This is a genomic window from Mycobacteroides franklinii (assembly GCF_001853795.1).
GTDB lineage: Bacteria > Actinomycetota > Actinomycetes > Mycobacteriales > Mycobacteriaceae > Mycobacterium > Mycobacterium franklinii.
Map to the genome: position 1 here is coordinate 484,608 of NZ_MLIK01000004.1, position 24,543 is coordinate 509,150.

Annotated in this window: 21 protein-coding genes and 3 rRNA genes; 4 read left to right on the forward strand and 20 right to left on the reverse strand. The window is 61.8% G+C overall.

The window, feature by feature from the left end; genetic code table 11:
* The first annotated feature begins 46 nt into the window (after positions 1-46).
* Positions 47-1,501, forward strand: coding sequence for a neutral zinc metallopeptidase (locus BKG76_RS02840; RefSeq protein ID WP_070935789.1), 1,455 nt, complete (start codon positions 47-49; stop codon positions 1,499-1,501).
* An 18-nt stretch (positions 1,502-1,519) separates the two neighbouring features.
* Here BKG76_RS02840 and BKG76_RS02845 read toward each other — a convergent pair whose 3' ends face one another.
* The 3 genes from BKG76_RS02845 to BKG76_RS02855 all read right to left on the reverse strand — a co-directional run bounded on the left by BKG76_RS02845 (position 1,520) and on the right by BKG76_RS02855 (position 4,078).
* Positions 1,520-2,449 carry a tetratricopeptide repeat protein gene (locus BKG76_RS02845; RefSeq protein WP_070936821.1) on the reverse strand — a complete coding sequence of 310 codons (930 nt, stop codon included), beginning with the start codon at positions 2,447-2,449 and terminating at the stop codon, positions 1,520-1,522.
* A 34-nt stretch (positions 2,450-2,483) separates the two neighbouring features.
* Positions 2,484-2,837 (reverse strand): DUF3817 domain-containing protein, encoded by a 354-nt coding sequence (locus BKG76_RS02850; RefSeq protein ID WP_070935791.1) that lies wholly within the window; start codon positions 2,835-2,837, stop codon positions 2,484-2,486.
* A gap of 62 nt (positions 2,838-2,899) precedes the next feature.
* The gene (locus BKG76_RS02855) at positions 2,900-4,078 is read right to left on the reverse strand and encodes an acetyl-CoA C-acetyltransferase (RefSeq protein ID WP_070935793.1); all 1,179 of its coding nucleotides are present in this window, start codon (positions 4,076-4,078) and stop codon (positions 2,900-2,902) included.
* 60 nt (positions 4,079-4,138) lie between these two features.
* Here BKG76_RS02855 and mce point away from each other — a divergent pair, with 60 nt between their 5' ends.
* A complete protein-coding gene (mce, locus tag BKG76_RS02860) occupies positions 4,139-4,612 on the forward strand; it encodes a methylmalonyl-CoA epimerase (RefSeq protein WP_070935795.1) in 474 nt (157 codons plus the stop codon).
* 6 nt (positions 4,613-4,618) lie between these two features.
* On the opposite strand, the gene BKG76_RS02865 is transcribed toward mce, so the two are convergent.
* Both BKG76_RS02865 and nucS read right to left on the reverse strand, forming a co-directional pair.
* Complete coding sequence (locus BKG76_RS02865) at positions 4,619-4,927, reverse strand: hypothetical protein (protein WP_070935797.1); 309 nt, start codon at positions 4,925-4,927, stop codon at positions 4,619-4,621.
* 1 nt (position 4,928) lies between these two features.
* The gene (nucS, locus tag BKG76_RS02870) at positions 4,929-5,627 is read right to left on the reverse strand and encodes an endonuclease NucS (RefSeq protein ID WP_070935799.1); all 699 of its coding nucleotides are present in this window, start codon (positions 5,625-5,627) and stop codon (positions 4,929-4,931) included.
* A 36-nt stretch (positions 5,628-5,663) separates the two neighbouring features.
* Between nucS and BKG76_RS02875 the strand changes: the two genes are divergently transcribed.
* Entirely contained in the window at positions 5,664-7,286 is a 1,623-nt protein-coding gene (locus BKG76_RS02875; protein ID WP_070935801.1) for an adenylate/guanylate cyclase domain-containing protein, read from the forward strand.
* Between the two features lie 5 nt (positions 7,287-7,291).
* Here the strand turns inward: BKG76_RS02875 and BKG76_RS02880 are convergent, their stop codons facing one another.
* The 5 genes from BKG76_RS02880 to murA form a co-directional block, all read right to left on the reverse strand.
* Positions 7,292-8,161: a DUF4436 domain-containing protein gene (locus BKG76_RS02880; RefSeq protein ID WP_070935803.1), complete on the reverse strand. Its 870-nt coding sequence runs from the start codon at positions 8,159-8,161 to the stop codon at positions 7,292-7,294.
* A 58-nt stretch (positions 8,162-8,219) separates the two neighbouring features.
* Positions 8,220-8,336 (reverse strand): 5S ribosomal RNA (gene rrf, locus BKG76_RS02885).
* An 81-nt stretch (positions 8,337-8,417) separates the two neighbouring features.
* A 23S ribosomal RNA gene (locus BKG76_RS02890) occupies positions 8,418-11,531 on the reverse strand.
* 298 nt (positions 11,532-11,829) lie between these two features.
* Positions 11,830-13,345, reverse strand: a 16S ribosomal RNA gene (locus BKG76_RS02895).
* The 16S, 23S and 5S rRNA genes sit together here, the layout of an rRNA operon.
* A gap of 861 nt (positions 13,346-14,206) precedes the next feature.
* Complete coding sequence (gene murA / locus BKG76_RS02900) at positions 14,207-15,460, reverse strand: UDP-N-acetylglucosamine 1-carboxyvinyltransferase (protein ID WP_070935805.1); 1,254 nt, start codon at positions 15,458-15,460, stop codon at positions 14,207-14,209.
* Positions 15,461-15,556: 96 nt separating this feature from the next.
* Here murA and BKG76_RS02905 point away from each other — a divergent pair, with 96 nt between their 5' ends.
* Positions 15,557-16,132, forward strand: coding sequence for a cob(I)yrinic acid a,c-diamide adenosyltransferase (locus BKG76_RS02905; protein WP_070936822.1), 576 nt, complete (start codon positions 15,557-15,559; stop codon positions 16,130-16,132).
* A 25-nt stretch (positions 16,133-16,157) separates the two neighbouring features.
* Here the strand turns inward: BKG76_RS02905 and BKG76_RS02910 are convergent, their stop codons facing one another.
* The 10 genes from BKG76_RS02910 to BKG76_RS02955 form a co-directional block, all read right to left on the reverse strand.
* A complete protein-coding gene (locus tag BKG76_RS02910) occupies positions 16,158-16,574 on the reverse strand; it encodes a DUF2550 domain-containing protein (RefSeq protein ID WP_070936823.1) in 417 nt (138 codons plus the stop codon).
* A gap of 53 nt (positions 16,575-16,627) precedes the next feature.
* Positions 16,628-16,993, reverse strand: a complete 366-nt coding sequence (locus BKG76_RS02915; protein WP_070935807.1) for a F0F1 ATP synthase subunit epsilon — start codon at positions 16,991-16,993, stop codon at positions 16,628-16,630.
* Between the two features lie 34 nt (positions 16,994-17,027).
* On the reverse strand, positions 17,028-18,458 hold the full coding sequence (gene atpD / locus BKG76_RS02920) for a F0F1 ATP synthase subunit beta (RefSeq protein ID WP_070935809.1): 1,431 nt from the start codon (positions 18,456-18,458) through the stop codon (positions 17,028-17,030).
* Positions 18,459-18,472: 14 nt separating this feature from the next.
* On the reverse strand, positions 18,473-19,405 hold the full coding sequence (locus BKG76_RS02925) for a F0F1 ATP synthase subunit gamma (RefSeq protein WP_064628665.1): 933 nt from the start codon (positions 19,403-19,405) through the stop codon (positions 18,473-18,475).
* Positions 19,406-19,411: 6 nt separating this feature from the next.
* A complete protein-coding gene (atpA, locus tag BKG76_RS02930; RefSeq protein WP_064628663.1) occupies positions 19,412-21,058 on the reverse strand; it encodes a F0F1 ATP synthase subunit alpha in 1,647 nt (548 codons plus the stop codon).
* A gap of 56 nt (positions 21,059-21,114) precedes the next feature.
* Positions 21,115-22,461, reverse strand: coding sequence for a F0F1 ATP synthase subunit B/delta (locus BKG76_RS02935; protein WP_070935811.1), 1,347 nt, complete (start codon positions 22,459-22,461; stop codon positions 21,115-21,117).
* 6 nt (positions 22,462-22,467) lie between these two features.
* Positions 22,468-23,001 (reverse strand): F0F1 ATP synthase subunit B, encoded by a 534-nt coding sequence (locus BKG76_RS02940; RefSeq protein WP_070935813.1) that lies wholly within the window; start codon positions 22,999-23,001, stop codon positions 22,468-22,470.
* Between the two features lie 5 nt (positions 23,002-23,006).
* Complete coding sequence (locus BKG76_RS02945) at positions 23,007-23,258, reverse strand: F0F1 ATP synthase subunit C (RefSeq protein ID WP_070935815.1); 252 nt, start codon at positions 23,256-23,258, stop codon at positions 23,007-23,009.
* 62 nt (positions 23,259-23,320) lie between these two features.
* Entirely contained in the window at positions 23,321-24,079 is a 759-nt protein-coding gene (gene atpB, locus BKG76_RS02950) for a F0F1 ATP synthase subunit A (RefSeq protein WP_070935817.1), read from the reverse strand.
* Between the two features lie 7 nt (positions 24,080-24,086).
* Positions 24,087-24,512, reverse strand: a complete 426-nt coding sequence (locus BKG76_RS02955; RefSeq protein ID WP_070936824.1) for an ATP synthase subunit I — start codon at positions 24,510-24,512, stop codon at positions 24,087-24,089.
* Positions 24,513-24,543 lie beyond the last annotated feature (31 nt).

Here is a 24,543-nt window from a genome sequence, read left to right on the forward strand (position 1 = left end):
TAGGATGCGCTAAACGCACGCTCGCGTATCTAAAGGGGTGGCTCGGATGTCCAAACGCTGGATGGCACTGCTGGTGGGGTTGGCGCTGGTGATCACATCGTGTGGCCGTCCGCTCGGCGGGCAAGCGCAATCGATCTACGCCGACCCCCTGCGGGTGGCGGGTATGCCGGCGGTCGACGGCCCGTCGGGCATGAAACCCGGAGTGCAGGTTCCCAAACGCAAGATCGAGAACACCGACAACGGCGAGATCGACGATTACGTCAAGGTCTCCCTGGCCGATATCGAGGACTTCTGGACGCAGTTCTATGGAGATTCGTTCGCGAACTTCCGGCCCGTGTCCCGGCTCATCTCGGCCGACTCGCGCAAGAACAACGACAACCTTGAATTCTGCAAAGGCAACCTGACCGACTTCATCAACGCCGCGTTCTGCCCGCTGGACAACTCGTTCGCCTGGGATCGCGGTCAGCTGTTCCCCTTCCTACGCAAGCAGATGGGCGATATGGCCATGAATACCGTCATGGCCCACGAGTACGGGCACTCGATCCAGTTCCACGCCCAGCTCATCAATCCGATCGATGATCCGAAGATAAGCAAGGACCAGGTCGAATACCTCTTGGCTCTCAACCAGGAACAGCAGGCCGACTGCTTCGCCGGGGCCTACCTGCGCTGGGTCACTCAGGGCGATTCGCCGCGATTCACCCTGAACACCGCCGACGGGCTCAACAAGGTGATGGCCGCGATGATTGCGATCCGCGACAACGACACCAGCAAGAAGTGGGCCATCCATGGCTCGGCGTTCGAGCGGGTGTCGGCCTTCCAGTTCGGTTTCACCGACGGCCCCATGGCCTGCAAACGCATTGATTCCCAAGAGATCCTCAAGCGCCGCGGCGAACTTCCCCGCGGTTTGGGAGTGGGCCCCAACGGCGACAACTGGCCGATCAATCCGGACACCATCGGCGCGGTGCTGGCCGCGGCTTCGCAGGTGTTCCCCATGGACAACCCGCCCAAGGCGGTCTACGGCGACGGGAAGTGCTCGGACGGTTCGGGCACGGCACCGGCCTCGTATTGCCCCCAGGACAACACGATCGCCATGGACCCCACGGCCCTGCAGAAGATGGCGAAGCCTGCGACCGAACGCGCGCTGTTCTCGGCGCAGGTGAACGGTGACTACTCGGCGTTCAGTGTGATCGTCTCGCGTTACGCGCTGGCAGCGGAGAAGGCCGCCGGGCTCGAGACCGAGGGCATCTTGACCGGGCTGCGGACCGCGTGCCTGACGGGATACTTCACCTCGCGCGCCGCGGGCAAGGGCATCGTGACCCCGCGCGCGCCGGTCATCCTCTCCGGCGGCGACCTCGATGAGGCCGTCTCCGAATTGCTTTCCAGCGGTAGAGCTTCCAGTGATGTGAAGGGCCAGACGGCACCGGCCGGGTTCTCCCGCATCGATGCCTACCGGATCGGCGTGCTGGGCAACGATCAGACCTGCGCCAAGCGCTTCCCCTGATCCGGGCGGCCGGCCGAACTAGAACAGGGCGTTGGCGAGCTTGCGCCGCCCCGCAACCACCGCGGGATCGGCGGGATCGAACAGCTCGAACAGCTCCAACAAGCGGGCACGCACCGTGGCCCGGTCCTCGTCGCTGGTCACACGAATCAGCGCGACCAACCTATCGAAGGCCGAATCCGGCAGCTGGGAAAGCACTTCCACATCGGCGGCGGCCAATCCTGCCTCGATGTCACGCGGTGCCGCATCGGCGACAAGCACCGCATCCTGGCGTTGACCCGTCGCACGGATCAGGAACCCGATCTGGCGCACCGACGCCGTCGCCTCGGCGGCCACCACACCGGTGGCACCGGCGTCCAGCAGACCTTGATAGGCGGTACGGGCCGCCTCGAAGTCTCCTGAATCCAGGGCGTCACGCGCGGCGGCCAGCTCGGGGTCGATATTGTCTTCGGCCTCCTCGGCCTCTTCGCCCTCCCGCGTATCGGCGTCGGGCAGCTTGCCGGCGACCGCATCGAGGATCGAGCCGAGCCAGCGCCGCAGCTGATCGGCCGGCTGCGGTCCGGCGAAGCTGGTGATGGGCCGTCCGGCGGCCACGGCCACCACGGTCGGCACAGCCTGCACACCGAAGACCTGCGCGATCTGCGGATTGGTGTCGACATTCACCCGCGCGAGGGCCCACTTTCCGCGGTCCTCGGCCACCAGATCACCCAGTGTCGCGGCAAGTGCCGCCGAGGCCTCGCTGCGCGGCGAACCCAGCAGCACGATGACCGGCACGCGGTTGGACTGCTCCAGCACCTCGGCTTCGAGATTCGCCTCGGTTACCTCAACGGTCCAATCACCACCGGCCGCGGGCTCACGAGGCACGGCAGGCTCCTGCGCGCGCTGTTTGAGAGCAGAGAGGTCGACGGCTCCGGACATGGCGGCAGCCATCGCGGGACGTGGTCGGGTCACGCTGTCCAGTCTGTCACGGCTCGCGGTCCGCGCACTACGGCGCCGTGTCACCCGCCGGCGCGCTGCCCGCAACGGGCAATTTGCCCGCCTTATCGGCCCATATGACAAAGATCACACTGCACAATGGGGCAATTCCAGCTAACAGTGCGAGCAACCACGTGAGTGGCTTCCAACGGTATTCACGCCCCGCCAGGAACGCCAGCACCAAGTACGCGATGAAGACGATGCCGTGGATCCACCCGAACACCTTCACGCCGATCTCGTTGCCCGGGTCCGGCACGTACTTGAAGAACATCCCGGTGAGCAGACCCGCCCAGCTGAGGGCTTCGAGCAACGCCACGGTGCGGAACCTGCTGGCGGTGCTGCGCAGGTCGAAAAGCTGAGTCATGCCCTCAGTCTGCCCGATGGGGTGACCGGCACCTCAGCGGACCTACTACAGCGCGTCGTAAATCACACCCGCACGATCAGGGCGTCGCCCTGACCACCGCCACCACACAACGCCGCCACACCGATTCCGCCACCGCGGCGCTTGAGCTCCTGCGCCAGATGCAGTGTGATCCGGGCACCCGACATTCCGATGGGGTGACCGATCGCGATCGCGCCACCGTTGACGTTGACCTTGGCCGGATCGATGCCCAAGTCCTTGATCGAGGCCAGCCCGACCAGAGCGAAGGCCTCGTTGATCTCAACCAAGTCGAGCTGCTCGGGGGAAATCCCTTCCCGCGCACAAGCCTTCCGAATGGCGTTGGCCGGCTGCAGCTGCAGGCTGGAGTCGGGGCCGGCGACAACACCGTGCGCACCGATCTCAGCGAGCCACTCCAGGCCCTCGCGCTCCGCGCGTTCCTTGCTCATCACCACCACGGCGCACGCGCCATCGGAGATCGGCGACGACGACCCCGCGGTGATGGTGCCGTCCTTGCTGAACGCCGGGCGCAGCGCCGCCAGAGAAGCTGCGGTGGTGTCGGCACGGATGCCCTCGTCCTCGGCGAACTCGATCGGATCGCCCTTGCGCTGCGGGATCTGCACCGAGACCACCTCGTCGGCGAAGACGCCGTCCTTCCACGCGCGAGCAGCATTCTGGTGCGAGCGGGCCGCGAACTCGTCCTGCTCTTCGCGGGTGAACTTGTCGGAGACATTGCGCTGCTCGGTGAGCAGGCCCATCGCCTGGTCGGTGAACGCGTCATGCAGACCGTCAAAAGCCATGTGATCGATGAGTGTCACGTCGCCGTACTTGAACCCGGACCGGCTCTTGGGCAGCAGATGCGGCGCATTGGTCATGGATTCCTGCCCACCGGCGACCACCACCTCGAACTCCCCGGCCCGAATCAGCTGGTCAGCCAGGGCGATGGCGTCCACACCAGACAGACACACCTTGTTTATGGTGAGCGCCGGGACATCCATGCCGATTCCGCCGGCAACCGCGGCCTGGCGCGCCGGGATCTGCCCCGCGCCGGCGGTCAGCACCTGGCCCATGATCACGTAGTCGACTGCCGTCGGCGACACTCCGGCCTTCGCTAGGGCGCCCGCGATAGCGATGCCACCAAGTTCGGCACCGGAGAAATCCTTGAGAGAACCCTGGAACCGGCCAACGGGCGTGCGCGCTCCAGCAACAATTACAGACGTGCTCATCGGGTCTCCCTAGTACTTCTCGATTGGACGCCGTTTTCTGCAACGCGTTACCGTTGCGTTATGACGACATCGTCTCCTCTTGATGTCCCGTCGATCCTATCGACCGGGCTGGTAACCGCTGTCGACCACGTCGGTGTCGCCGTGCCCGACCTCGATGTCGCCATCGAGTGGTACCACGAGCACCTGGGCATGATCCTGGTGCACGAGGAGATCAACGAGGGTCAGGGTGTCCGCGAGGCCATGCTGTCCTTCCCCGGAGCCGAACCCGGCAGTACACAGATCCAGCTGATGGCCCCGCTCAACGAGGCCTCGCCCATCGCGAAGTTCCTGAACACCAAGGGCGCCGGACTGCAGCAGCTGGCCTACCGCGTCACCGATATCGATGCGCTGACCGACCAGCTCCGCGCCGCCGGCGTGCGGGTGCTGTACGACGAGCCGCGCATCGGCACCGCGAACTCACGGATCAACTTCCTGCATCCCAAGGACACCGGCGGCGTGCTCATCGAGCTCGTCCAGCCGACGCAGTCGCACTAGCTCTCGTCAGCTCCATCGGCGCGTCGGACCTCGGTTCGCGCGGTTGCCCCAGCATGGCGTATGCCAGTGCCGACGGTCGTCCATTGCCCTGTCCGGGTTGTCCCCGGCGGGCCACACCACGACATGTGCGACCCCTATCGCGATCTCGTGGTCACATCCGGGGCAGCGGTACACCTTGATGGCGCGTGCTCCGGCGATCCGGCGCACGTGATAGTCGAAACCATCGGTGCCCTGCTCAACCTGGTCGCCCCCGATCGAGAGCGCCGCCGGGGTGTCGCGGTGCGGCGGTTGACGACGCTTTCCGTGTCGGACCATGTCAGAACAATCGGAACTCGTCTGAATCCATTCCCCGCATCGCGTCGTAATCCAACGTGAGACAGCGTATCCCGCGGTCCTCGGCAAGTGTGCGAGCCTGTGGCTTGATCTGTTGCGCCGCGAAGACGCCAGCGACCGGTGCCAACGTGGTGTCACGGTTGAGCAGTTCGAGATAGCGGGTCAGCTGCTCGACACCGTCGATCTCGCCGCGGCGCTTGATCTCCACCGCCACCGTCGCACCATCGGCGTCGCGGCACAGCAGATCCACCGGGCCGATAGGAGTCATGTACTCGCGGCGCACCAGGGTGTACCCGTCACCCAGCAAGGCGACATGTTCAGCGAGCAACTCCTGTAGGTGCGCCTCGACCCCGTCCTTGACGAGCCCGGGGTCGACTCCGAGCTCATGCGCGGAGTCGTGCTCGATGTTCTCGATGGTGATCCGTAGCTGCTCGCCCGCCTTGTTCTCCACCACCCAGACGGTCGAGGCGCCGGCCTCGCCCGCATCGTCGCTGGCCTCATCTTCTGTCTCGGTGAGCCAGCACGGCGGACTCATCCAGTTGAGCGGCTTGTATGCACGATCGTCGGCGTGCACGCTCACCGAGCCGTCGGCCTTGATGAGCAGGAGCCTCTTGGCGGACGGGAGGTGGGCGGTCAACCGACCAACGTAATTAACGGTGCACTGAGCTACGACGAGACGCACCGGCCCACTGTATAGGGCGTTAGGCTGACGACAACTATGGCCAATATCGGGGCAAAGGATTCGATTCGCGCTTTATCGCGGCGAGTGGGCGCGGCGCTCGCCGCCGTCACTGGGCAGACCGGCCGACTCGAGGCCGGCGCCGGCTACGGTTCCTGGCTGCTCGGCCGGTATGACGAGAGCACGCTGATCCAGAGAATCCGGATCCAGCTGATCCTCACGGTGTTCGTGGTGGCCGCCAACCTCATCGGGATCGGAGTCGTCCTTCTCCTGGTGATTGTCGCGATCCCAGACCCCAACGTGTTCGACGCGCCGATATGGCTCAACTTCATAGTGGTTCCGGTGTACGTCTCCCTGGCCGTGCTCATCGGAGCGATCTGGGGCACGCGACGCATTTTCAAGGCGGTGCGCTGGGCCATAGACGAGCGCACACCAACGAAGGCAGACCAGCGCAACACTTTTGCGGTGCCGTGGCGGCTGACTGTCGTCGAGGCGATCCTGTGGGTGGGAGGAACCGCCCTCTTCACTACGCTCTACGGACTGCAAAATCCTCTCTACATTCCCAAGATCTTCTTCGCCGTCGGATTCAGCGGGATGGTCGTCTGTGCCGCAAACTACCTCTTCACCGAGTTCGCAATGCGCCCCGTCGCCGCACGCGCCCTGGAAGCAGGGCCGCGCAACCGCAGGCTCGCCTCCGGAATCATGGTTCGCACGGTCCTGGCATGGACACTGGGCTCGGGCGTCCCCGCCGCGGGCATCATGCTGACCGCCTTCGGCTCGCTGATCTTCGGTAACTTCACCATCGATCAGCTAGCGGTCGCGGTCATCATTCTTTCGTCCTTCCCGGTCGTGTTCGGCCTCATCCTCATCTGGATCGCATCCTGGATGACCTCTACACCGGTCAAAGAGGTGCAGGCGGCCCTCAAGCGAGTCGAGCAAAATGACCTGGATATCAATCTCGTCGTCTACGACGGCACCGAGCTGGGTGAGCTCCAGGCTGGTTTCAACACCATGGTGGAGGGGCTCCGGGAACGCGAACGCGTTCGCGATCTCTTTGGCAAGCATGTCGGCCGCGAGGTCGCCGCGGCTGCCGAGCAACAGAAGCCGGAGCTCGGCGGCGAAGAGCGCCATGTCGCAGTGCTATTCGCCGATATCGTCGGATCCACCCGCCTGGCAGCCAGCCGCCCCGCCGTCGAAGTGGTCGCGCTGCTCAACCGGTTCTTCACCGTCGTCGTCGAGGAGATCGACCGATTCGAGGGCATGGTCAACAAGTTCGAGGGCGACGCGACCCTCGCGGTCTTTGGGGCCCCGGTCCGACTGGACCGCCCGGAGAGCCAGGCGCTGGCCGCCGCGCGTGCCATCGCCCGCCGGCTCCGTATCGAGGTGCCCGAATGTCAGGCCGGTATCGGAGTGGCCTCGGGACAAGCGGTGGCCGGAAACATCGGCGCCCATGACCGATTCGAGTACACGGTGATCGGCGATCCCGTGAATGAGGCGGCCAGGCTCTGCGAATTGTCCAAGGCTGTACCAGGGCATCTGGTGGCGTCCCTCAACACCGTGTTGCGTGCGCACCATCGCGAAGCCCTACATTGGCGCTCGGGCGATACGGTGACGCTGCGCGGCCGTACCGAACCCACCGAGCTTGCGGTGCCGGTGGCCTGAGCCGCCTAGTCTGACTGTTTCCACCAGGCCTCGACATAAAGCACCATCGCCACCACCAGTGCGATAAGCACCCAGAGCACCAAAGCCTGGTCTATCCAGGCGCCCGGAGGCGGAGCGCCGGGCAGGATGTTCCGCAGCGGAACGATCGCGAACAGCATCGTGCCGAACCAGGTGGTCAGTGGTGGATGGAACTTCTTGACCCCTCGTACGGTCTCGATCGCGACAATCAGCGCCATCGTGGGGAGCGTGATCAAGACCAGACAGATGCCGACATCGAAAGCCAGGGTGCCACGGGCCCGCACCAATCTGACGGTCGTCTGATCCCCCTTGCCCGCCGGCGCCTGCGATGTCTCCGTCGACACCCGCCAACCACCTAAACTTCCGATCACTTCGATACGCGCGGGTACAGGGCGGCGGCCTTCGCCATTGCCCACCATGACCTCCGCGCGCAGATTTCCCGTCGAGTACTCATCAAATGGCCACGACTGCGCATCGCCCGTCGCGATCAGGGTGTCATCCATAGCCGCCGGCAGCGTGCCCCGCGGAAAATACCGCTCCCCATAGTCCAGCGAGGACACCAGGCGGACGGACATGTCGGCATTCAACAAACCGAACGCATCGAGGGTCGTTTTCGCCGGTAACACCACCACCTCGGCATCAAGCCGATTGTTTACCGTTCGCAGGTCCTGCAGATCAATGACCACCACGGTCTCGTTGTCACGGGACAAATCCAGGTCGGCCGACGGCGGCCCCGAGTGATGATCCAGTATTCGATAAATCGCGAGAAATCCCACGTAAATGACCAGCACGAGTACCACTGCACCCACTGTGGTGACAGTGGGCTTCAGCTTGAAGCGGCCCTTGAACACCTGCAGAAATCTACCGTAGAAATGAAAATGCCCCCCAGTTTCCTGGGGGGCATTTCCAATTTATGTTCGGCGGTGTCCTACTCTTCCGTTCCGTGTTAAGAACAGTACCATCGGCGCTGAGAGGCTTAGCTTCCGGGTTCGGGATGGGACCGGGCGTTTCCCTCTCGCTGTGGCCGCCGTAACTCTTTCGTGTGATTAACACACAAGTTATCTGGTGGTGGAGTGTGATCGTCAAAAGACGAAGAATAGTGGTTGCGGTTTTATTAGTAAGTTTTCGGTCGATTAGTGCCAGTTCCCTGAACGTATTACTACGCTTACAGGTCTGGCCTATTGAACCCATAGTCTGTGGGTGACCTTATCCCTCTAAAAGGGTAAGAAACCTGGTCTTGGAATAGGTTTCCCGCTTAGATGCTTTCAGCGGTTATCCTGTCCGAACGTAGCTATCCAGCCGTGCTCCTGGTGGAACAACTGGTACACCAGAGGTTCGTCCGTCCCGGTCCTCTCGTACTAGGGACAGGTTTCCTCAAGTTTCTGACGCGCGCGGCGGATAGAGACCGAACTGTCTCACGACGTTCTAAACCCAGCTCGCGTGCCGCTTTAATGGGCGAACAGCCCAACCCTTGGGACCTGCTCCAGCCCCAGGATGCGACGAGCCGACATCGAGGTGCCAAACCATCCCGTCGATATGGACTCTTGGGGAAGATCAGCCTGTTATCCCCGGGGTACCTTTTATCCGTTGAGCGACACCCCTTCCACTCAGAGGTGCCGGATCACTAGTCCCGACTTTCGTCCCTGCTCGACTTGTAGGTCTCGCAGTCAAGCTCCCTTGTGCACTTGCACTCAACACCTGATTGCCGTCCAGGTTGAGGGAACCTTTGGGCGCCTCCGTTACATTTTAGGAGGCAACCGCCCCAGTTAAACTACCCACCAGGCACTGTCCCTGGACCGGATATACGGTCCGAGGTTAGAGGTTCAATACGATCAGAGTGGTATTTCAACGATGACTCCACAAACACTGGCGTGCCTGCTTCACAGTCTCCCACCTATCCTACACAAACCGAACCAAACGCCAATACCAAGCTATAGTGAAGGTCCCGGGGTCTTTTCGTCCTGCCGCGCGTAACGAGCATCTTTACTCGTAGTGCAATTTCGCCGAGTCTATGGTTGAGACAGTTGAGAAGTCGTTACGCCATTCGTGCAGGTCGGAACTTACCCGACAAGGAATTTCGCTACCTTAGGATGGTTATAGTTACCACCGCCGTTTACTGGGGCTTAAATTCTCCGCTTCACCCAAGGGTTAACGGGTCCTCTTAACCTTCCAGCACCGGGCAGGCGTCAGTCCGTATACATCGTCTTGCGACTTCGCACGGACCTGTGTTTTTAGTAAACAGTCGCTTCTCACTGGTCTCTGCGACCTCGTCCAGCTCGCGGAGCAAGTCCGGTCACCAAGCGAGGTCCCCCTTCTCCCGAAGTTACGGGGGTATTTTGCCGAGTTCCTTAACCATAGTTATCTCGTACGCCTTAGTATTCTCTACCTGACCACCTGTGTTGGTTTGGGGTACGGGCCGTGTGTGAACTCACTAGAGGCTTTTCTTGGCAGCATAGGATCACTGAATTCGCCTCAATCGGCTATGCGTCACCTCTCAGGCTTATGACATCCGGATTTGCCTAGATGTCGCCCTACGGGCTTGCTCCGGTATAACCACTAACCGGTACAGCTACCTTCCTGCGTCACCCCATCGCTTGACTACTACCACCGAAGGTCCCACGCAGCGGGTTCACGTCGCACTCCGAAGAGATTGATCTAGAACCTTTTGGGTGGTTAGTACCGATGATTCATCATGGGCGCGCACACACGGGTACGGGAATATCAACCCGTTGTCCATCGACTACGCCTGTCGGCCTCGCCTTAGGTCCCGACTTACCCTGGGAGGACTAGCCTGGCCCAGGAACCCTTGGTCATTCGGCGGGCAAGTTTCTCACTTGCCTGTCGCTACTCATGCCTGCATTCTCACTCCCGCACCCTCCACTGCTGAATCACTTCGCAGCTTCGCTGGGTGCAGGACGCTCCCCTACCCATCCATGCCACTGCCCCGAAGGGAATGTATTGCATGAATGCCGCGGCTTCGGCGGTGTACTTGAGCCCCGCTACATTGTCGGCGCACAATCACTTGACCAGTGAGCTATTACGCACTCTTTCAAGGGTGGCTGCTTCTAAGCCAACCTCCTGGTTGTCTTCGCGACTGCACATCCTTTTCCACTTAGTACACGCTTAGGGGCCTTAGCCGGCGATCTGGGCTGTTTCCCTCTCGACGTACGGAGCTTCTCCCCCGCCGTCTCACTGCCGCGCTCTAACTTGTTGGCATTCGGAGTTTGGCTGACGTCAGTAACCTAGTAGGGCCCATCGGCCATCCAGTAGCTCTACCTCCAACAAGAAACACGCGACGCTGCACCTAAATGCATTTCGGGGAGAACCAGCTATCACGGAGTTTGATTGGCCTTTCACCCCTACCCACAGCTCATCCCCTCAGTCTTCAACCTAAGTGGGTTCGGGCCTCCACGGCGTCTTACCGCCGCTTCACCCTGGCCATGGGTAGATCACTCCGCTTCGGGTCCAGAACACGCCACTATGGGCGCCCTATTCAGACTCGCTTTCGCTACGGCTACCCCTCACGGGTTAACCTCGCGACGTGTCCCTGACTCGCAGGCTCATTCTTCAAAAGGCACGCCATCACCCCACAAGGAGGCTTTGACGGATTGTAGGCACATGGTTTCAGGTACTATTTCACTCCCCTCCCGGGGTACTTTTCACCATTCCCTCACGGTACTAATCCGCTATCGGTCACTAGAGAGTATTTAGGCTTACCGGGTGGTCCCGGCAGATTCACAGCAGATTCCACGAGCCCGCTGCTACTCGGGATGAAGTACGAGACAGGTGTCGGATTTTCGCGTACCGGACTCTCACCGTCTGCGGCGGGCCGTCCCAGACCACTTCCGCTAATCACGACACTTTTTTACTGTCCGCCGGCCTGGTAGAACCGACAAGTACAACTCCCACAACCCCGCACACACAACCCCTACCAGGTATCACATGCATGCGGTTTAGCCATCTTCCGCTTTCGCTCGCCACTACTCACGGAATCACGGTTGTTTTCTCTTCCTACGGGTACTGAGATGTTTCACTTCCCCGCGTTTCCTCCCAAAGCCTATATATTCAGCAGTGGGTAACACGACATCACTCGTGCTGGGTTTCCCCATTCGGACATCCTCGGATCAAAGCTCGGTTGGCAGCTCCCCGAGGCTTATCGCAGCCTCCTACGTCCTTCTTCGGCTTCTAGTGCCAAGGCATTCACCATGTGCCCTTAAGAACTTAGCTAATAAAATTGCAAAAACCAGCCTCACTCGAAAACGAGCGAGGCTATGTTTAGATGCTCGCAACCACTATCCATAAGTCAAGGACCACACCCCACCACCAAGCAGGGTGACAACACAATGTGTTGCCTCAGGACCCAACAGTGTGCCAGCGTTTCAATTCTTATGACAGTCCGACGTTTTGCCGACTACCTATCCACGGGGTGGACAGGATTTATAAAACATATTCACCAAGCATGTATCCACTACAGATACTCGCTTTATGTTCCCAGTTCATTCGACTGAGAAATGGTGCTCCTTAGAAAGGAGGTGATCCAGCCGCACCTTCCGGTACGGCTACCTTGTTACGACTTCGTCCCAATCGCCGATCCCACCTTCGACAGCTCCCTCCAAAAGGTTAGGCCACTGGCTTCGGGTGTTACCGACTTTCATGACGTGACGGGCGGTGTGTACAAGGCCCGGGAACGTATTCACCGCAGCGTTGCTGATCTGCGATTACTAGCGACTCCGACTTCATGGGGTCGAGTTGCAGACCCCAATCCGAACTGAGACCAGCTTTAAGGGATTCGCTCCACCTTGCGGCTTCGCAGCCCTCTGTACTGGCCATTGTAGCATGTGTGAAGCCCTGGACATAAGGGGCATGATGACTTGACGTCATCCCCACCTTCCTCCGAGTTGACCCCGGCAGTCTCCTACGAGTCCCCGGCATTACCCGCTGGCAACATAGGACAAGGGTTGCGCTCGTTGCGGGACTTAACCCAACATCTCACGACACGAGCTGACGACAGCCATGCACCACCTGCACGCAGGCCACAAGGGAATACCTATCTCTAGATACGTCCTGCGCATGTCAAACCCAGGTAAGGTTCTTCGCGTTGCATCGAATTAATCCACATGCTCCGCCGCTTGTGCGGGCCCCCGTCAATTCCTTTGAGTTTTAGTCTTGCGACCGTACTCCCCAGGCGGGGTACTTAATGCGTTAGCTACGGCACGGATCCCAAGGAAGGAAACCCACACCTAGTACCCACCGTTTACGGCGTGGACTACCAGGGTATCTAATCCTGTTCGCTACCCACGCTTTCGCTCCTCAGCGTCAGTTACTGCCCAGAGACCCGCCTTCGCCACCGGTGTTCCTCCTGATATCTGCGCATTCCACCGCTACACCAGGAATTCCAGTCTCCCCTGCAGTACTCTAGTCTGCCCGTATCGCCCGCACGCCCACAGTTAAGCTGTGAGTTTTCACGAACAACGCGACAAACCACCTACGAGCTCTTTACGCCCAGTAATTCCGGACAACGCTCGGACCCTACGTATTACCGCGGCTGCTGGCACGTAGTTGGCCGGTCCTTCTTCTGTAGGTACCGTCACTTTCGCTTCGTCCCTACTGAAAGAGGTTTACAACCCGAAGGCCGTCATCCCTCACGCGGCGTCGCTGCATCAGGCTTGCGCCCATTGTGCAATATTCCCCACTGCTGCCTCCCGTAGGAGTCTGGGCCGTATCTCAGTCCCAGTGTGGCCGGTCACCCTCTCAGGCCGGCTACCCGTCGTCGCCTTGGTGGGCCATTACCCCACCAACAAGCTGATAGGCCGCGGGCTCATCCCACACCGCAAAAGCTTTGCACCACTCACCATGAAGTGTGTGGTCCTATCCGGTATTAGACCCAGTTTCCCAGGCTTATCCCAGAGTGCAGGGCAGATCACCCACGTGTTACTCACCCGTTCGCCACTCGAGTACCCCGAAGGGCCTTTCCGTTCGACTTGCATGTGTTAAGCACGCCGCCAGCGTTCGTCCTGAGCCAGGATCAAACTCTCCAAACAAAATTTAATCCCGGCAAAACAACTGTCAAAAGAATTGTTATCGACATAAAATGTCTATATAAACACTGACACACTATTGAGTTCTCAAACAACACATTTAATTTGTTGTGGCACCGAATTCCGGAATTGCTTCCCTCATTCTCGCCTCCGCCCTTCCGGGCGGCTCGGAAACCGTATCAAGTTCGTGAACCTGAGTCAAATTCCCGGTTTTGGCTGGTCACCTGCGCACCATCCGATCGCCGACATTCTGGAATTTCTTCCTGAATTCCGACTTTCACTCTTCCGAGTGACTGGGAAACCGTATCAAGTTCGTGAACTTGAAGCAAATTCCCGGTTTTGGCTGGTCACCTGCGCACCATCCGATCGCCGACATTCTGGAATTTCTTCCTGAATTCCGACTTTCACTCTTCCGAGTGACTGGGAAACCGTATCAAGTTCGTGAACTTGAAGCAAATTCCCGGTTTTGGCTGGTCACCTGCGCACCATCCGATCGCCGACATTCTGAAATTTCTTCCTGAATTCCGACTTTCACTCTTCCGAGTGACTGGGAAACCGTATCAAGTTCGTGAACTTGAAGCAAATTCCCGGTTTTGGCTGGTCACTTGCACACCATCCGATCGCCGACATTTCCGAATTACTTCGTTAATTCCGGCTTTTGCTCTTCATGAACAACCCGAGAGCTAAATCAAATTCAATGAACTTGAGTCGTACTCTGGGTTTTGACTGGTCAACTGCGCACCAGCCTAGAACCGGAATTTCGGAATTGCTTCCTCGTCCCGGCCTCGCTCTTTCAGGGCAACCCCACCACTGTACCAAGTCCGATGGACTTGAGTCAACTTCGGGTTAGGGGCTTGGCCAGCGCTAGCTGACCCGCTCGACTTCGGCACCCAAGCTCTGGAGGTTCTCCACGAACAGCGGGTAACCGCGGTCGATATGGAAGACATCGTATACCTCCGTGACGCCATCCGCCACTAGACCCGCCAGCACCAGGCCCGCGCCGGCACGGATGTCCGACGACCAGACCGGTGCACTGGACAGTTGCCGGATACCGCGAACCACCGCATGGTGTCCATCGGTCCGCGCATCTGCCCCCAACCGCATCATCTCCTCGACAAAGCGGAATCGGGCCTCGAAGACGTTTTCAGTGATCATGGATGTGCCGTCGGCTATCGCGGCAAGGCCAATTGCCATGGGCTGCAGGTCAGTTGGAAATCCCGGGAACGGCAGCGTGGCCACGTTGATCGCTTTGGGACGCTCGTACTGGACGACACGGAAACCGTTGTCGTTCTGAGTGACCGTGGCGCCCGCATCATGCAGTTTGTGCAGCACCAACTGCAGATGCTCGGGATCCACACCCGTGACGGTCACATCGCCGCGCGTCATTGCGGCCGCGAGACCCCAAGTGGCAGCGACGATTCGGTCTCCGATGACGCGATGCTCGGTGGGATGAAGGGTCGGCACGCCGTTCACCGTCAGTGTCGACGTTCCCGCGCCTTCTATCTGCGCACCCATCTGGACCAGCATGGTGCACAGGTCCACCACATCAGGTTCACGCGCCGCGTTGTGGATGGTGGTGACACCATCGGCAAGCACTGCCGCCATCAAGATGTTCTCCGTGGCGCCGACAGATGGAAACTCAAGCTGAATGTCGGCCCCGTGCAAGGCTTTTGCCTCCGCTACCACGCACCCATGCTCGATGGTGCACTCCGCTCCGAGCTGCCGCAGGCCCGCCTGATGCATGTCGAGAGGCCGCGACCCGATCGCATCTCCGCCCGGTAACGCCACCTTGGCCCGCCGGCATCGGCCCACCAGGGGCCCCAGGACACAGACCGAGGCGCGAAATTGCCTGACCGCCGCGAAGTCGGCGTCGTACTTGGGCTCATCCGGTGAAGTGATCCTGACGACATCACCTTCTAGCTCAACCGTCGCACCCAATCCCCGCAGCACCTCGGCCATGAGTGGCACGTCCAGGATGTCCGGACAGTTGGTGATAGTGCTCGTTCCCTCGGCCAGCAGGGTGGCTGCCATCAGCTTGAGCACACTGTTCTTGGCGCCGGTCACTGCCACGTTGCCTGTCAGCCGGGCGCCGCCGGTCACCAAGAAATGCTCGCTCACGCCCGACAGCGTAGCCGGGTAACGTCACGACGCATGACCGATGAGGCCCCGGTGAGCGGGACGGACCGTCAGCAAGAGCGACCGACATCGAGCGGTGTGCACCTCACTCGCATCTACACCCGCACCGGAGATGACGGAACCACGGGCCTGAGCGACTTCTCCCGTGTACCGAAGAACGACCCTCGGCTCGTCGCCTACGCCGACTGCGACGAGGCCAACGCTGCCCTTGGTACTGCGGTGGTGCTTGGAAACCCCAGCCAGGCCATCGGTGCCCTGCTACTGCAGATCCAAAATGACCTGTTCGATGCCGGCGCGGACCTCTCCACCCCCGTGGTGCCCGATCCCCCGTATCCACCTCTACGAATTACCCAGCCGTATATCGACCGGTTGGAGGGTTGGTGTGACGAGTACAACGAAGCCCTGCCGAAGCTGAATTCCTTTGTACTACCGGGCGGCACCCCGCTGTCTGCGTTGTTACACGTGGCGCGGACCGTCGCGCGACGGGCCGAGCGCTCAGCCTGGGCGGCGATCGATACCTATCCGGACAGCACCAACGTGCTGACCGCCAAGTATCTGAATCGGCTCTCGGATCTGCTGTTCATCTTGTCGCGGGTGGCCAACGGCGGAAAAGACACGCTCTGGAAGCCCGGCGGACCGGCACAGCCCGCGTGACGTCCGCGGCTGGTCACGTTTCCGCTCAGCGGGTGCGGCGTTCCGCCCGCCGTGACGGACGCGACTCCACCCAGGACATAAACGCGGTCAACGCACCACGGTCCAGCGCCATCTCGTAGTCGCGCGCACCGTCGCGCAGCAGCAACACCACGATCTCGGCGGTCATGATGTCGTACTCGTCTCCGCGCGGGATCCGGCGGTCGATAATTTCAAGCTCGCGGCGCGACAGCTGGCGATCGGGCCAGAGCCGCACACTGGACAGCCGATAGAACTCGGCTTGAGACTCGCGATATCGCATGACGCCATGGCGCCAGCGGCCCTCCCCTGTTTCCGGCATATCGCGCAAGAGAGCCGCGGTGCCGCCGTTGCGTAACTTAAGCAGACGGAAGCTCAACGCAGCCACCGCCAAAGCGAGGACGGCGATGACCGATATCTCGATCATCGCCGTCACGCTCAAAAGCGGCTTCCTTAGTGCTTATACGAAGTGGTGTAGTGCTAAACCGTCTGGCCGAGTGCGCGCAAGCGTGCACGTCCCTGTGCCGCAACCCGTGGGTCGTCGGAACCGGAATCGGTCTTGGCCTTGGGCTCGTCGATATCCGCACGAGCCTGCGCGGATTCGACCAGAATGCTCACCTTGGTATCGGTGATCGACAGGAATCCGCCGTCGATCGCCCACCACAGGTCGTCACTACCTTCGCGCTCGATCTTCACCGCCGCATCGTCCACCAGCTGCGCCACCAACGGTATGTGGTGCGGCAGGATGCCGATTTCGCCGGAGGTCGTGCGGGTAAAGACGAATGTTGCCTTACCCGACCAGATCTCACGTTCGACGGCGACAATCTCGACGTCAATCTCGGACATTCAATGCACCTCCTTCAGATGGCTAAGTGACGAACTACAGCTTGGCGCCGAGGCTTTCGGCCTTCTTGGCCAGATCGTCCAGGCCACCGATGAGGAAGAACGCCTGCTCGGGCAGGTGGTCGAACTCACCCTTGGTGAGCTTGTCGAACGCCTCGATGGTCTCCTTGAGCGGCACGGTCGAGCCGGGCTGACCGGTGAACTGCTCGGCAGCCATCATGTTCTGGCTCAGGAAGCGCTCGATACGACGTGCGCGGCCCACCAGCTGCTTGTCCTCTTCCGACAGCTCGTCGATACCGAGGATGGCGATGATGTCCTGCAGATCCTGGTAGCGCTGCAGGACACGGATGACTTCCTGCGCAACGCGGTAGTGCTCTTCGCCGACCACGGACGGCAGCAGAATCGTCGACGACGAGGCCAGCGGGTCCACGGCCGGGAAGATGCCCTTGGAGAACACCGCGCGGGAAAGTTCGGTGGTGGCATCCAGGTGCGCGAACGTGGTCGCGGGCGCCGGGTCGGTGTAGTCGTCGGCGGGCACGTAAACGGCCTGCATCGAGGTGATGGAGCGACCACGGGTCGAGGTGATGCGCTCCTGCAGCTCACCCATCTCGTCGGCCAGCGTCGGCTGGTAACCCACAGCAGAAGGCATGCGGCCCAGCAGGGTCGACACCTCGGAACCGGCCTGGGTGAACCGGAAGATGTTGTCGATGAACAGCAGCACGTCCTGGCCCTGCTCGTCGCGGAAGTACTCGGCCATGGTCAGGGCCGAGAGGGCGACGCGCATACGCGTGCCGGGCGGCTCGTCCATCTGGCCGAACACCAAGGCGGTGTCCTTGAGCACGTTGGCATCCGCAAGCTCGACCCACAGGTCGTTACCTTCACGGGTGCGCTCACCCACGCCGGCGAACACCGAGGTGCCACCGAAGTTGCGGGCGATGCGGTTGATCATCTCCTGGATCAGAACGGTCTTACCGACACCGGCACCACCGAACAGCGCGATCTTTCCACCACGCACGTACGGGGTCAGCAGGTCGACGACCTTCAGGCCGGTCTCCAGCATCTCGGTGCGCGGCTCGAGCTGATCGAACGCCGGGGGCTTGCGGTGGATCGACCACTTCTCGAAGTCGCTGCCGTAGCCGGGCTCATCGAGGCAGTTGCCCAGGGCGTTGAAGACGTGGCCCTTGACGCCGTCACCGACCGGTACCGAGATGGTGCTACCGGTGTTGACGACATCCACGCCGCGCACCAGGCCGTCAGTCGGCTGCATGGACACGGTGCGCACCAGGTTGTCACCCAGGTGCTGTGCGACCTCGAGGGTCAGCGTCTTGGCCATCGCCGCGTAGGTGATCTCGGCATGGAGGGCGGAGAAGAGCGGCGGCACGGCGTCACGCGGGAACTCCACGTCAACGACCGGGCCGGTAACGCGAACAACTCGCCCGACGGTCTTGTTAGCAGTTGGTGCGGTCATCTACTCGTCTCTTCCTAATGTTCGCTTGCGGCGGCCGAGGCAAGCGCGTCCACGCCGCCAACGATTTCACTGATTTCCTGGGTGATCTGAGCCTGGCGAGCGCGGTTGGCTTCCAGGGTGAGCCCCTTGATGAGCTCATCGGCGTTATCCGTGGCGGCCTTCATGGCGCGCCGGCGGGATGCCGACTCCGAGGCTGCCGCCTCCAGCAGCGCCGCGTACACCCGGGTGGCCAGGTAACGAGGCAGCAACGACGCGAAAAGCGTTGTGGCGTCAGGCTCGAACGAGTACTGCGTCGCGGGTCCGGCCGGAGCGTCGACATACTCGACCTCCATCGGCGCGATCCGCTTGGCGACGGCCGACTGGGTCAGCATCGACTTGAATTCGGTGTAGACGATGTGTAGCTCGTCAACACCGAGGATGCCGTCAAGACCCGGGTCGTCACCGTCGTCATCGGCGCCTGCCAGGAAGGCATCCACCAGTACGCCCGCGATTTCCTGAGCATGCGAGTACTCGGGACGCTCGGAGAAGCCGGTCCAGGACTCGGTGACCTTGCGACCGCGGAACCGGTAGAAGTTCAACGCCTTACGGCCGATCACGTAGATCACCGGGGTCTTGCCCTGCTCGCGCAGCAGCGCGAACAGCTCCTCGGCGACACGCAACACGTTGGCGTTGTAGCCACCGCAGAGCCCGCGGTCCGACGACACGATCAGCACCCCGGCCCGCTTGGGCTCGGCCCGCTCCACCAACAGCGGATGGTCTAGCGCGGCGTCATCGGCCAATGCGGTGAGCACGTTGGTGATCTCGGTCGCGTACGGCCGGGCGGCCACCACGCGCGCCTGCGCCTTGGAGATGCGCGATGTCGCGATCAACTCCTGCGCCTTGGTGATCTTCTTGATCGAACCGGCGGATTTGATCCGCCGGCGCAATTCTCGGATTTGTGCTGCCATGGTTGATTACTTCTTGGGAGCCGGCTTGCGGACCTGCACGGTCTCCTGGCCAACCTCGGACTCGTCCAGAGCCTGAGTCGCAGCACCCTTGACCTCTACCGAGCTGCCGTCAGTGGCGGCGAAGCTCTTCTTGAACGCGTTGACGGCGTCGGTGAGCTTCGTCTCGGTGTCCTCGGAGAACTTCTTGGTCTCCTTGATGTCGGCCAAGATGTCGGCGTGTGAGCCGCGCACGTGGTCCAGGAACTCCTGCTCGAAGCGGATCACGTCGCCGACCGGTACCGAGTCGAGGTGACCACCGGTACCGAGGTAAATCGCGACAACCTGCTCCTCGACCGGGTACGGCGAGTTCTGCGGCTGCTTGAGCAGCTCGACCAGGCGCGCTCCACGCTCCAGCTGAGCCTTCGAGGTGGCGTCCAGGTCGGAGGCGAAGGCAGCGAAGGCCTCCAGCTCGCGGTACTGGGAAAGCTCCAAGCGGAGACTTCCCGCGACCTCTTTCATGGCCTTGATCTGAGCGGCACCACCGACGCGGGACACCGACACACCGACGTTGATGGCCGGGCGCACACCCTGGTTGAACAGGTCGGTCTGCAGGAAGCACTGTCCGTCGGTGATCGAGATGACGTTGGTGGGGATGTAGGCCGAGATGTCGTTGGCCTTGGTCTCGATGATCGGCAGACCCGTCAGCGAGCCGGCACCCAGCGCGTCGGAGAGCTTCGCGCAACGCTCCAGCAGGCGCGAGTGCAGGTAGAAGACGTCACCCGGGTACGCCTCGCGGCCCGGCGGACGACGCAGCAGCAGCGAGATGGCACGGTAGGCCTCGGCCTGCTTCGTGAGGTCGTCGAACACGATGAGGACATGCTTGCCCTGGTACATCCAGTGCTGGCCGAGAGCCGAACCGGTGTATGGGGCGAGCCACTTGAAGCCGGCGGCGTCAGAGGCCGGGGCGGCGATGATGGTCGTGTACTCCAGGGCACCGGCCTCATCCAGGGTGCGGCGCACCGCGGCGACGGTCGAACCCTTCTGGCCGACGGCGACGTAGATGCAGCGCACCTGCTGCTGCGGGTCGCCGGTCTCCCAGGCTTGCTTCTGGTTCAGGATGGTGTCGACGCAGACCGCGGTCTTGCCGGTCTTGCGGTCGCCGATGATCAGCTGGCGCTGGCCGCGGCCGATCGGGGTCTGCGAGTCGATGGCCTTGATGCCGGTCTGCAGTGGCTCCGAAACACTCTGGCGCTCGACCACACTGGCGGCCTGGAGCTCGAGGGAACGGTTGGTCTCGGCCTCGATGTCGCCACGACCATCGATCGGCTGACCGAGCGGGTTGATGACGCGGCCGAGGAAGGCGTCGCCTACCGGTACCGACAGCACCTCGCCGGTGCGCTTGACCTGCTGGCCCTCTTCGATGCCGTGGAAGTCACCGAGGATAACGGTGCCGACGCTGCGCTCGTCGAGGTTCAGCGCCACACCCAGCACGCCGCCGGGGAACTCGAGGAGTTCCTGAGTCATGACCGAGGGCAGACCCTCGACGTGGGCAATGCCGTCACCGGTGTCGGAGACGATGCCGATTTCTTCGCGTGATGGGTCGGCAGAGAACGTCGCGACGTACTGCTCGATCGCGCCGGAGATGTCCGCCGAGGAGATCGTCAACTCTGTCATGGCTTTTCTCGTCTTCCTGTTCCTGGCTCTTCTTGCGGGGTAAGTCTGGTGGTTACTTAGTTGGGCAGATGGAGGGCGGCGGCCGAGAGCCGGCTAGACAAGCTGCCGTCGATCTCCTCGTCACCGATGTTGACGATGAGTCCGCCGAGCAATTCGGGATCCACATCCAACTGCACCGCGATGGTGCGGCCGTAAATCTGCCCGAGCACCTGGGCAAGCCGTGTGGTCTGTGCGTCGCTGATCGGAGCGGCGGACTTCACGTGCGCGACCGACTCGTCGCGACGCGCCACCGCCAATTCGGCGACCTCGAGTACGGCGACATCGGCACGCTTGCCGCGCAGCAGACGCACTGTCTGCGCGAGAAGGCTTGTCACGATCAGGTTGGACCGACCGGCCAGCACGTTCTTCAGCAATGCCACACGATCGGCGGCAGGTGCGGCGGTGTTACCCAGCAGCGCACTCAGCTGCGGTTCCCCATCGAGGATGCGACTGACGCGGAACAGCTGGTCTTCGACATCGTCGATCTGACCATCGCGTTCGGCCCGCTCCAACAGCGCGAGTCGGGCGATGTATTCGATCGCGGTGATGAGGTCGCCGGAGGCGGACCACCGGGCGACCACGGCCGCACGCACGACCTCGAGTGCCGGCCGTCCGATCTTGGAACCGAGTACCGAGTCGACCAGGGCGACCTTGGCGGACTGCTCACTGGCGTCAACCGGCTCGGACAGGTGCTTGCGCAGCACCAACTCTTTGATCAGGAGCTCGGCCACCGCGGTCAGGTCGTCGGCGAGTGCGTTGAGTGTGAGGCTGTCGAGCGAGACAGCGTTGGCCTGGAAGGCCTTTACCTGCTCGGCCAGCGATTCGCGGCTGGCGGCGTGCAGGCCCGCACCACCGGCGGCCAACGGACGCCGCTCGGTGTTCACACTGCCGGCCATCTGTGACAGTTCATCAAGGAAACGGTCGACGGTGGCGGACTGCGCCGCGGCATCGCCGACATGCGCGCGAACCAGATCGCCGGCGCGACGGACAGATTCGGCACCGAGGTCACCGCGGAGCTGACGGATCAGCTGCTGGCGCTGGAGCACGATCTGCTCCTGGCCGTGCACCTTGATCCGCTCGACCTCTGCGTCAGCCTGCTCGCGCAACTGCTTGGAGATCTGCACCGCGTCGGCCTTGGCTTCCTCGGCGATGCTGGCGGCATCCGCCTTGGCATCTTCGATGGCCTTGGCATGTGCACCCTCGGCCTCGACCAGCTTGTCCGCTGCCGTCTTGCTGTCGGCGAGCTGCTGGCGCACCGCGTCCTGCTGCTTGGCCATCAACGTGCGTACCGGCGGCACAACGTACTTGACCGCCAGGAACACGATGACAGCGAAACCGATGAGCTGTCCGATAAATGTCGACATCTGTGTTTAGCCTCGCCCTGCGCTCGCTGGTTCCGAAAGGCTCACGCCGAGAACACGTTCGGCGAGGGTCCGGGACAGGCTGTCGACGCTCGCCGCCAGCTCACCGGAGGTTGCCTCGCCCTGACGGGCCAACTGTTCCGCAGCCGTCGTATTCACGGCGGTCGCTTCGGCGTTGGCCCGCTGACGCATGTCCTCGAGAATTCCGCGTCCTTCGGCCCTGGCCTCGTCACGCACCGCTGTTGCGGCACCGCGCGCCTTGGCCAGCTCATCCTTGTAGTCAGCCTCGGCGGCGGTGAATTGCTCAGCGGCGTTCCGGTTGTCCTCGGCCGTCTTGGCGACCGTGTCCTCGCGTGCCTTGAGCACCTTTTGGATCGGCGGCACCACGAAGGTTCCGATGACCGCCAGGACGATCAGGAAGATCGCCAGGACGACAAAGAAGGTGCCGTTGGGGATGAGGAAGTTGTTCTGCTTCCCACCCTCTGCGGCGGCTTCCGCCGCGACTGCCGTTACGGCAGAGGCGGCACTGTGCAATTCACCCATGCCGATTAGCTGGCGCCGGGGGTCGCGAAGACGAACAGCGCCATGAAGGCCAGGTTGATGAAGTAGGCAGCCTCAACCAGACCGACGGTGATGAAGAACGGGGTGAACAGCCGGCTCTGAGCCTCGGGCTGACGGGCCACACCCGAGATAAGGGCGTTACCGGCGATACCGTCACCGATACCGGCACCGATGGCGCCGCCGGCCATGATCAAGCCGCCGCCGATGAGGGCGCCCTGGATAATCTGGGGATCCGCCATTTTCTTCCTCCTTATTAAGTGGTAGCTGTGCTACCAGGGTCTATACAGGTTGGTCTATGTAATTAGTGGTGTTCGTCGTCCAGTTCCATCGACTGGCTGAAGTACAGGACAGTCAACAGAGCGAAGATGAAGGCCTGGATAAGGCCGACGAACAGGTCGAACGATTTCCAGATGGCGTTGGGCGCCCACATGATCCATGCCGGGAACATCGCGATCAACGCGACCATGATGCCGCCGGCGAACATGTTGCCGAAGAGTCGCAGTGACAGCGAGATGGGCTTGGCCAGCTCCTCGATCGGGTTGATGAACGCGGTGACCCAGGTGTGGCCCTTGAGCAGCTTGATCGGGTGGCCGATGAGGCCGCGGCGCGCGAAGCCCGCGATGTGGTAGCAGACGAAGACGAACAGCGCGAGCGCCAGCACGTAGTTGATGTCCGAGGCGGGCGGGGCCAGCAGTTCGGCCGTCTTACCGGTCTCGTCCGTGTACTGCACCGGCAGCACCGAGATCCAGTTGGACACGAGGATGAAGACGAAGATCGTCACCGCCAGCGGCAGCACGAAGGGCGCGATCCGCATTCCTATGGCCGACTCAACCTGGTTGCGGAACTGAACGGTCACCGCCTCGAAGAACAGCTGCACACCGTTGGGCACACCGGTCGAGGTGACTTTGGCCCGCAGGAACAGTGCCAGCGCGATCACCACCACTGCGGCCAGCGAGGTGGCGACGATGGTGTCCACGTTGACCTCACCGAGAAAACCCCAGTGGGCGTGCTTGTGGTGGCCAACTTCGATGGCGGCTTCTGCCTGGAATGTCGTAATCATGCTGGGCTTATACCTCCGCCTGCGGCTGATTCACTGAACGGATCCCTTTCCACACCGGCACAGCGGTGGTCAACACCAGCAGCACCTGGAACAACGCAACCCCGAAGAACACCCCAACACCAGCAGGGCGGAACACGAAGGCGAGCACCAGGGCGAGGACGGTGATGATCATCAACCGCGCAGCGGAATTGATGGCCATCTTTTGCTTGCTTGGATTGTCTTGCGCGGTAATCACTTCCGCAGACTGGCGAACGAGGAGAGCGTTCACCAATCCGAGTCCAAGCCCAGTAACGAAGAAGACGCCGAACTGCCACTGCCCCATGAGAGCGGAGGCCAGCAGAGCCAGGGCACCGAGTACGCCACACAAAGCCGCCAGACGAAACGGTCGAAACGCCAATGCCGGAAGAACCAGCGGGGCGTCGGGCGTTGTCACCTGGGGTGTCACCTCACATCTTTGTCGGGGT

Excerpts from the sequence above, each read along its gene's own strand:
- BKG76_RS02840 (WP_070935789.1), top strand. The coding sequence starts at position 47 with ATGTCCAAACGCTGGATGGCACTGCTGGTGGGGTTGGCGCTGGTGATC.
- BKG76_RS02850 (WP_070935791.1), bottom strand. The coding sequence starts at position 2,837 with ATGACTCAGCTTTTCGACCTGCGCAGCACCGCCAGCAGGTTCCGCACC.
- BKG76_RS02855 (WP_070935793.1), bottom strand. The coding sequence starts at position 4,078 with ATGAGCACGTCTGTAATTGTTGCTGGAGCGCGCACGCCCGTTGGCCGG.
- mce (WP_070935795.1), top strand. The coding sequence starts at position 4,139 with ATGACGACATCGTCTCCTCTTGATGTCCCGTCGATCCTATCGACCGGG.
- BKG76_RS02865 (WP_070935797.1), bottom strand. The coding sequence starts at position 4,927 with ATGGTCCGACACGGAAAGCGTCGTCAACCGCCGCACCGCGACACCCCG.
- BKG76_RS02875 (WP_070935801.1), top strand. The coding sequence starts at position 5,664 with ATGGCCAATATCGGGGCAAAGGATTCGATTCGCGCTTTATCGCGGCGA.
- BKG76_RS02910 (WP_070936823.1), bottom strand. The coding sequence starts at position 16,574 with ATGATCGAGATATCGGTCATCGCCGTCCTCGCTTTGGCGGTGGCTGCG.
- BKG76_RS02915 (WP_070935807.1), bottom strand. The coding sequence starts at position 16,993 with ATGTCCGAGATTGACGTCGAGATTGTCGCCGTCGAACGTGAGATCTGG.
- atpD (WP_070935809.1), bottom strand. The coding sequence starts at position 18,458 with ATGACCGCACCAACTGCTAACAAGACCGTCGGGCGAGTTGTTCGCGTT.
- BKG76_RS02925 (WP_064628665.1), bottom strand. The coding sequence starts at position 19,405 with ATGGCAGCACAAATCCGAGAATTGCGCCGGCGGATCAAATCCGCCGGT.
- atpA (WP_064628663.1), bottom strand. The coding sequence starts at position 21,058 with ATGACAGAGTTGACGATCTCCTCGGCGGACATCTCCGGCGCGATCGAG.
- BKG76_RS02935 (WP_070935811.1), bottom strand. The coding sequence starts at position 22,461 with ATGTCGACATTTATCGGACAGCTCATCGGTTTCGCTGTCATCGTGTTC.
- BKG76_RS02940 (WP_070935813.1), bottom strand. The coding sequence starts at position 23,001 with ATGGGTGAATTGCACAGTGCCGCCTCTGCCGTAACGGCAGTCGCGGCG.
- BKG76_RS02945 (WP_070935815.1), bottom strand. The coding sequence starts at position 23,258 with ATGGCGGATCCCCAGATTATCCAGGGCGCCCTCATCGGCGGCGGCTTG.
- atpB (WP_070935817.1), bottom strand. The coding sequence starts at position 24,079 with ATGATTACGACATTCCAGGCAGAAGCCGCCATCGAAGTTGGCCACCAC.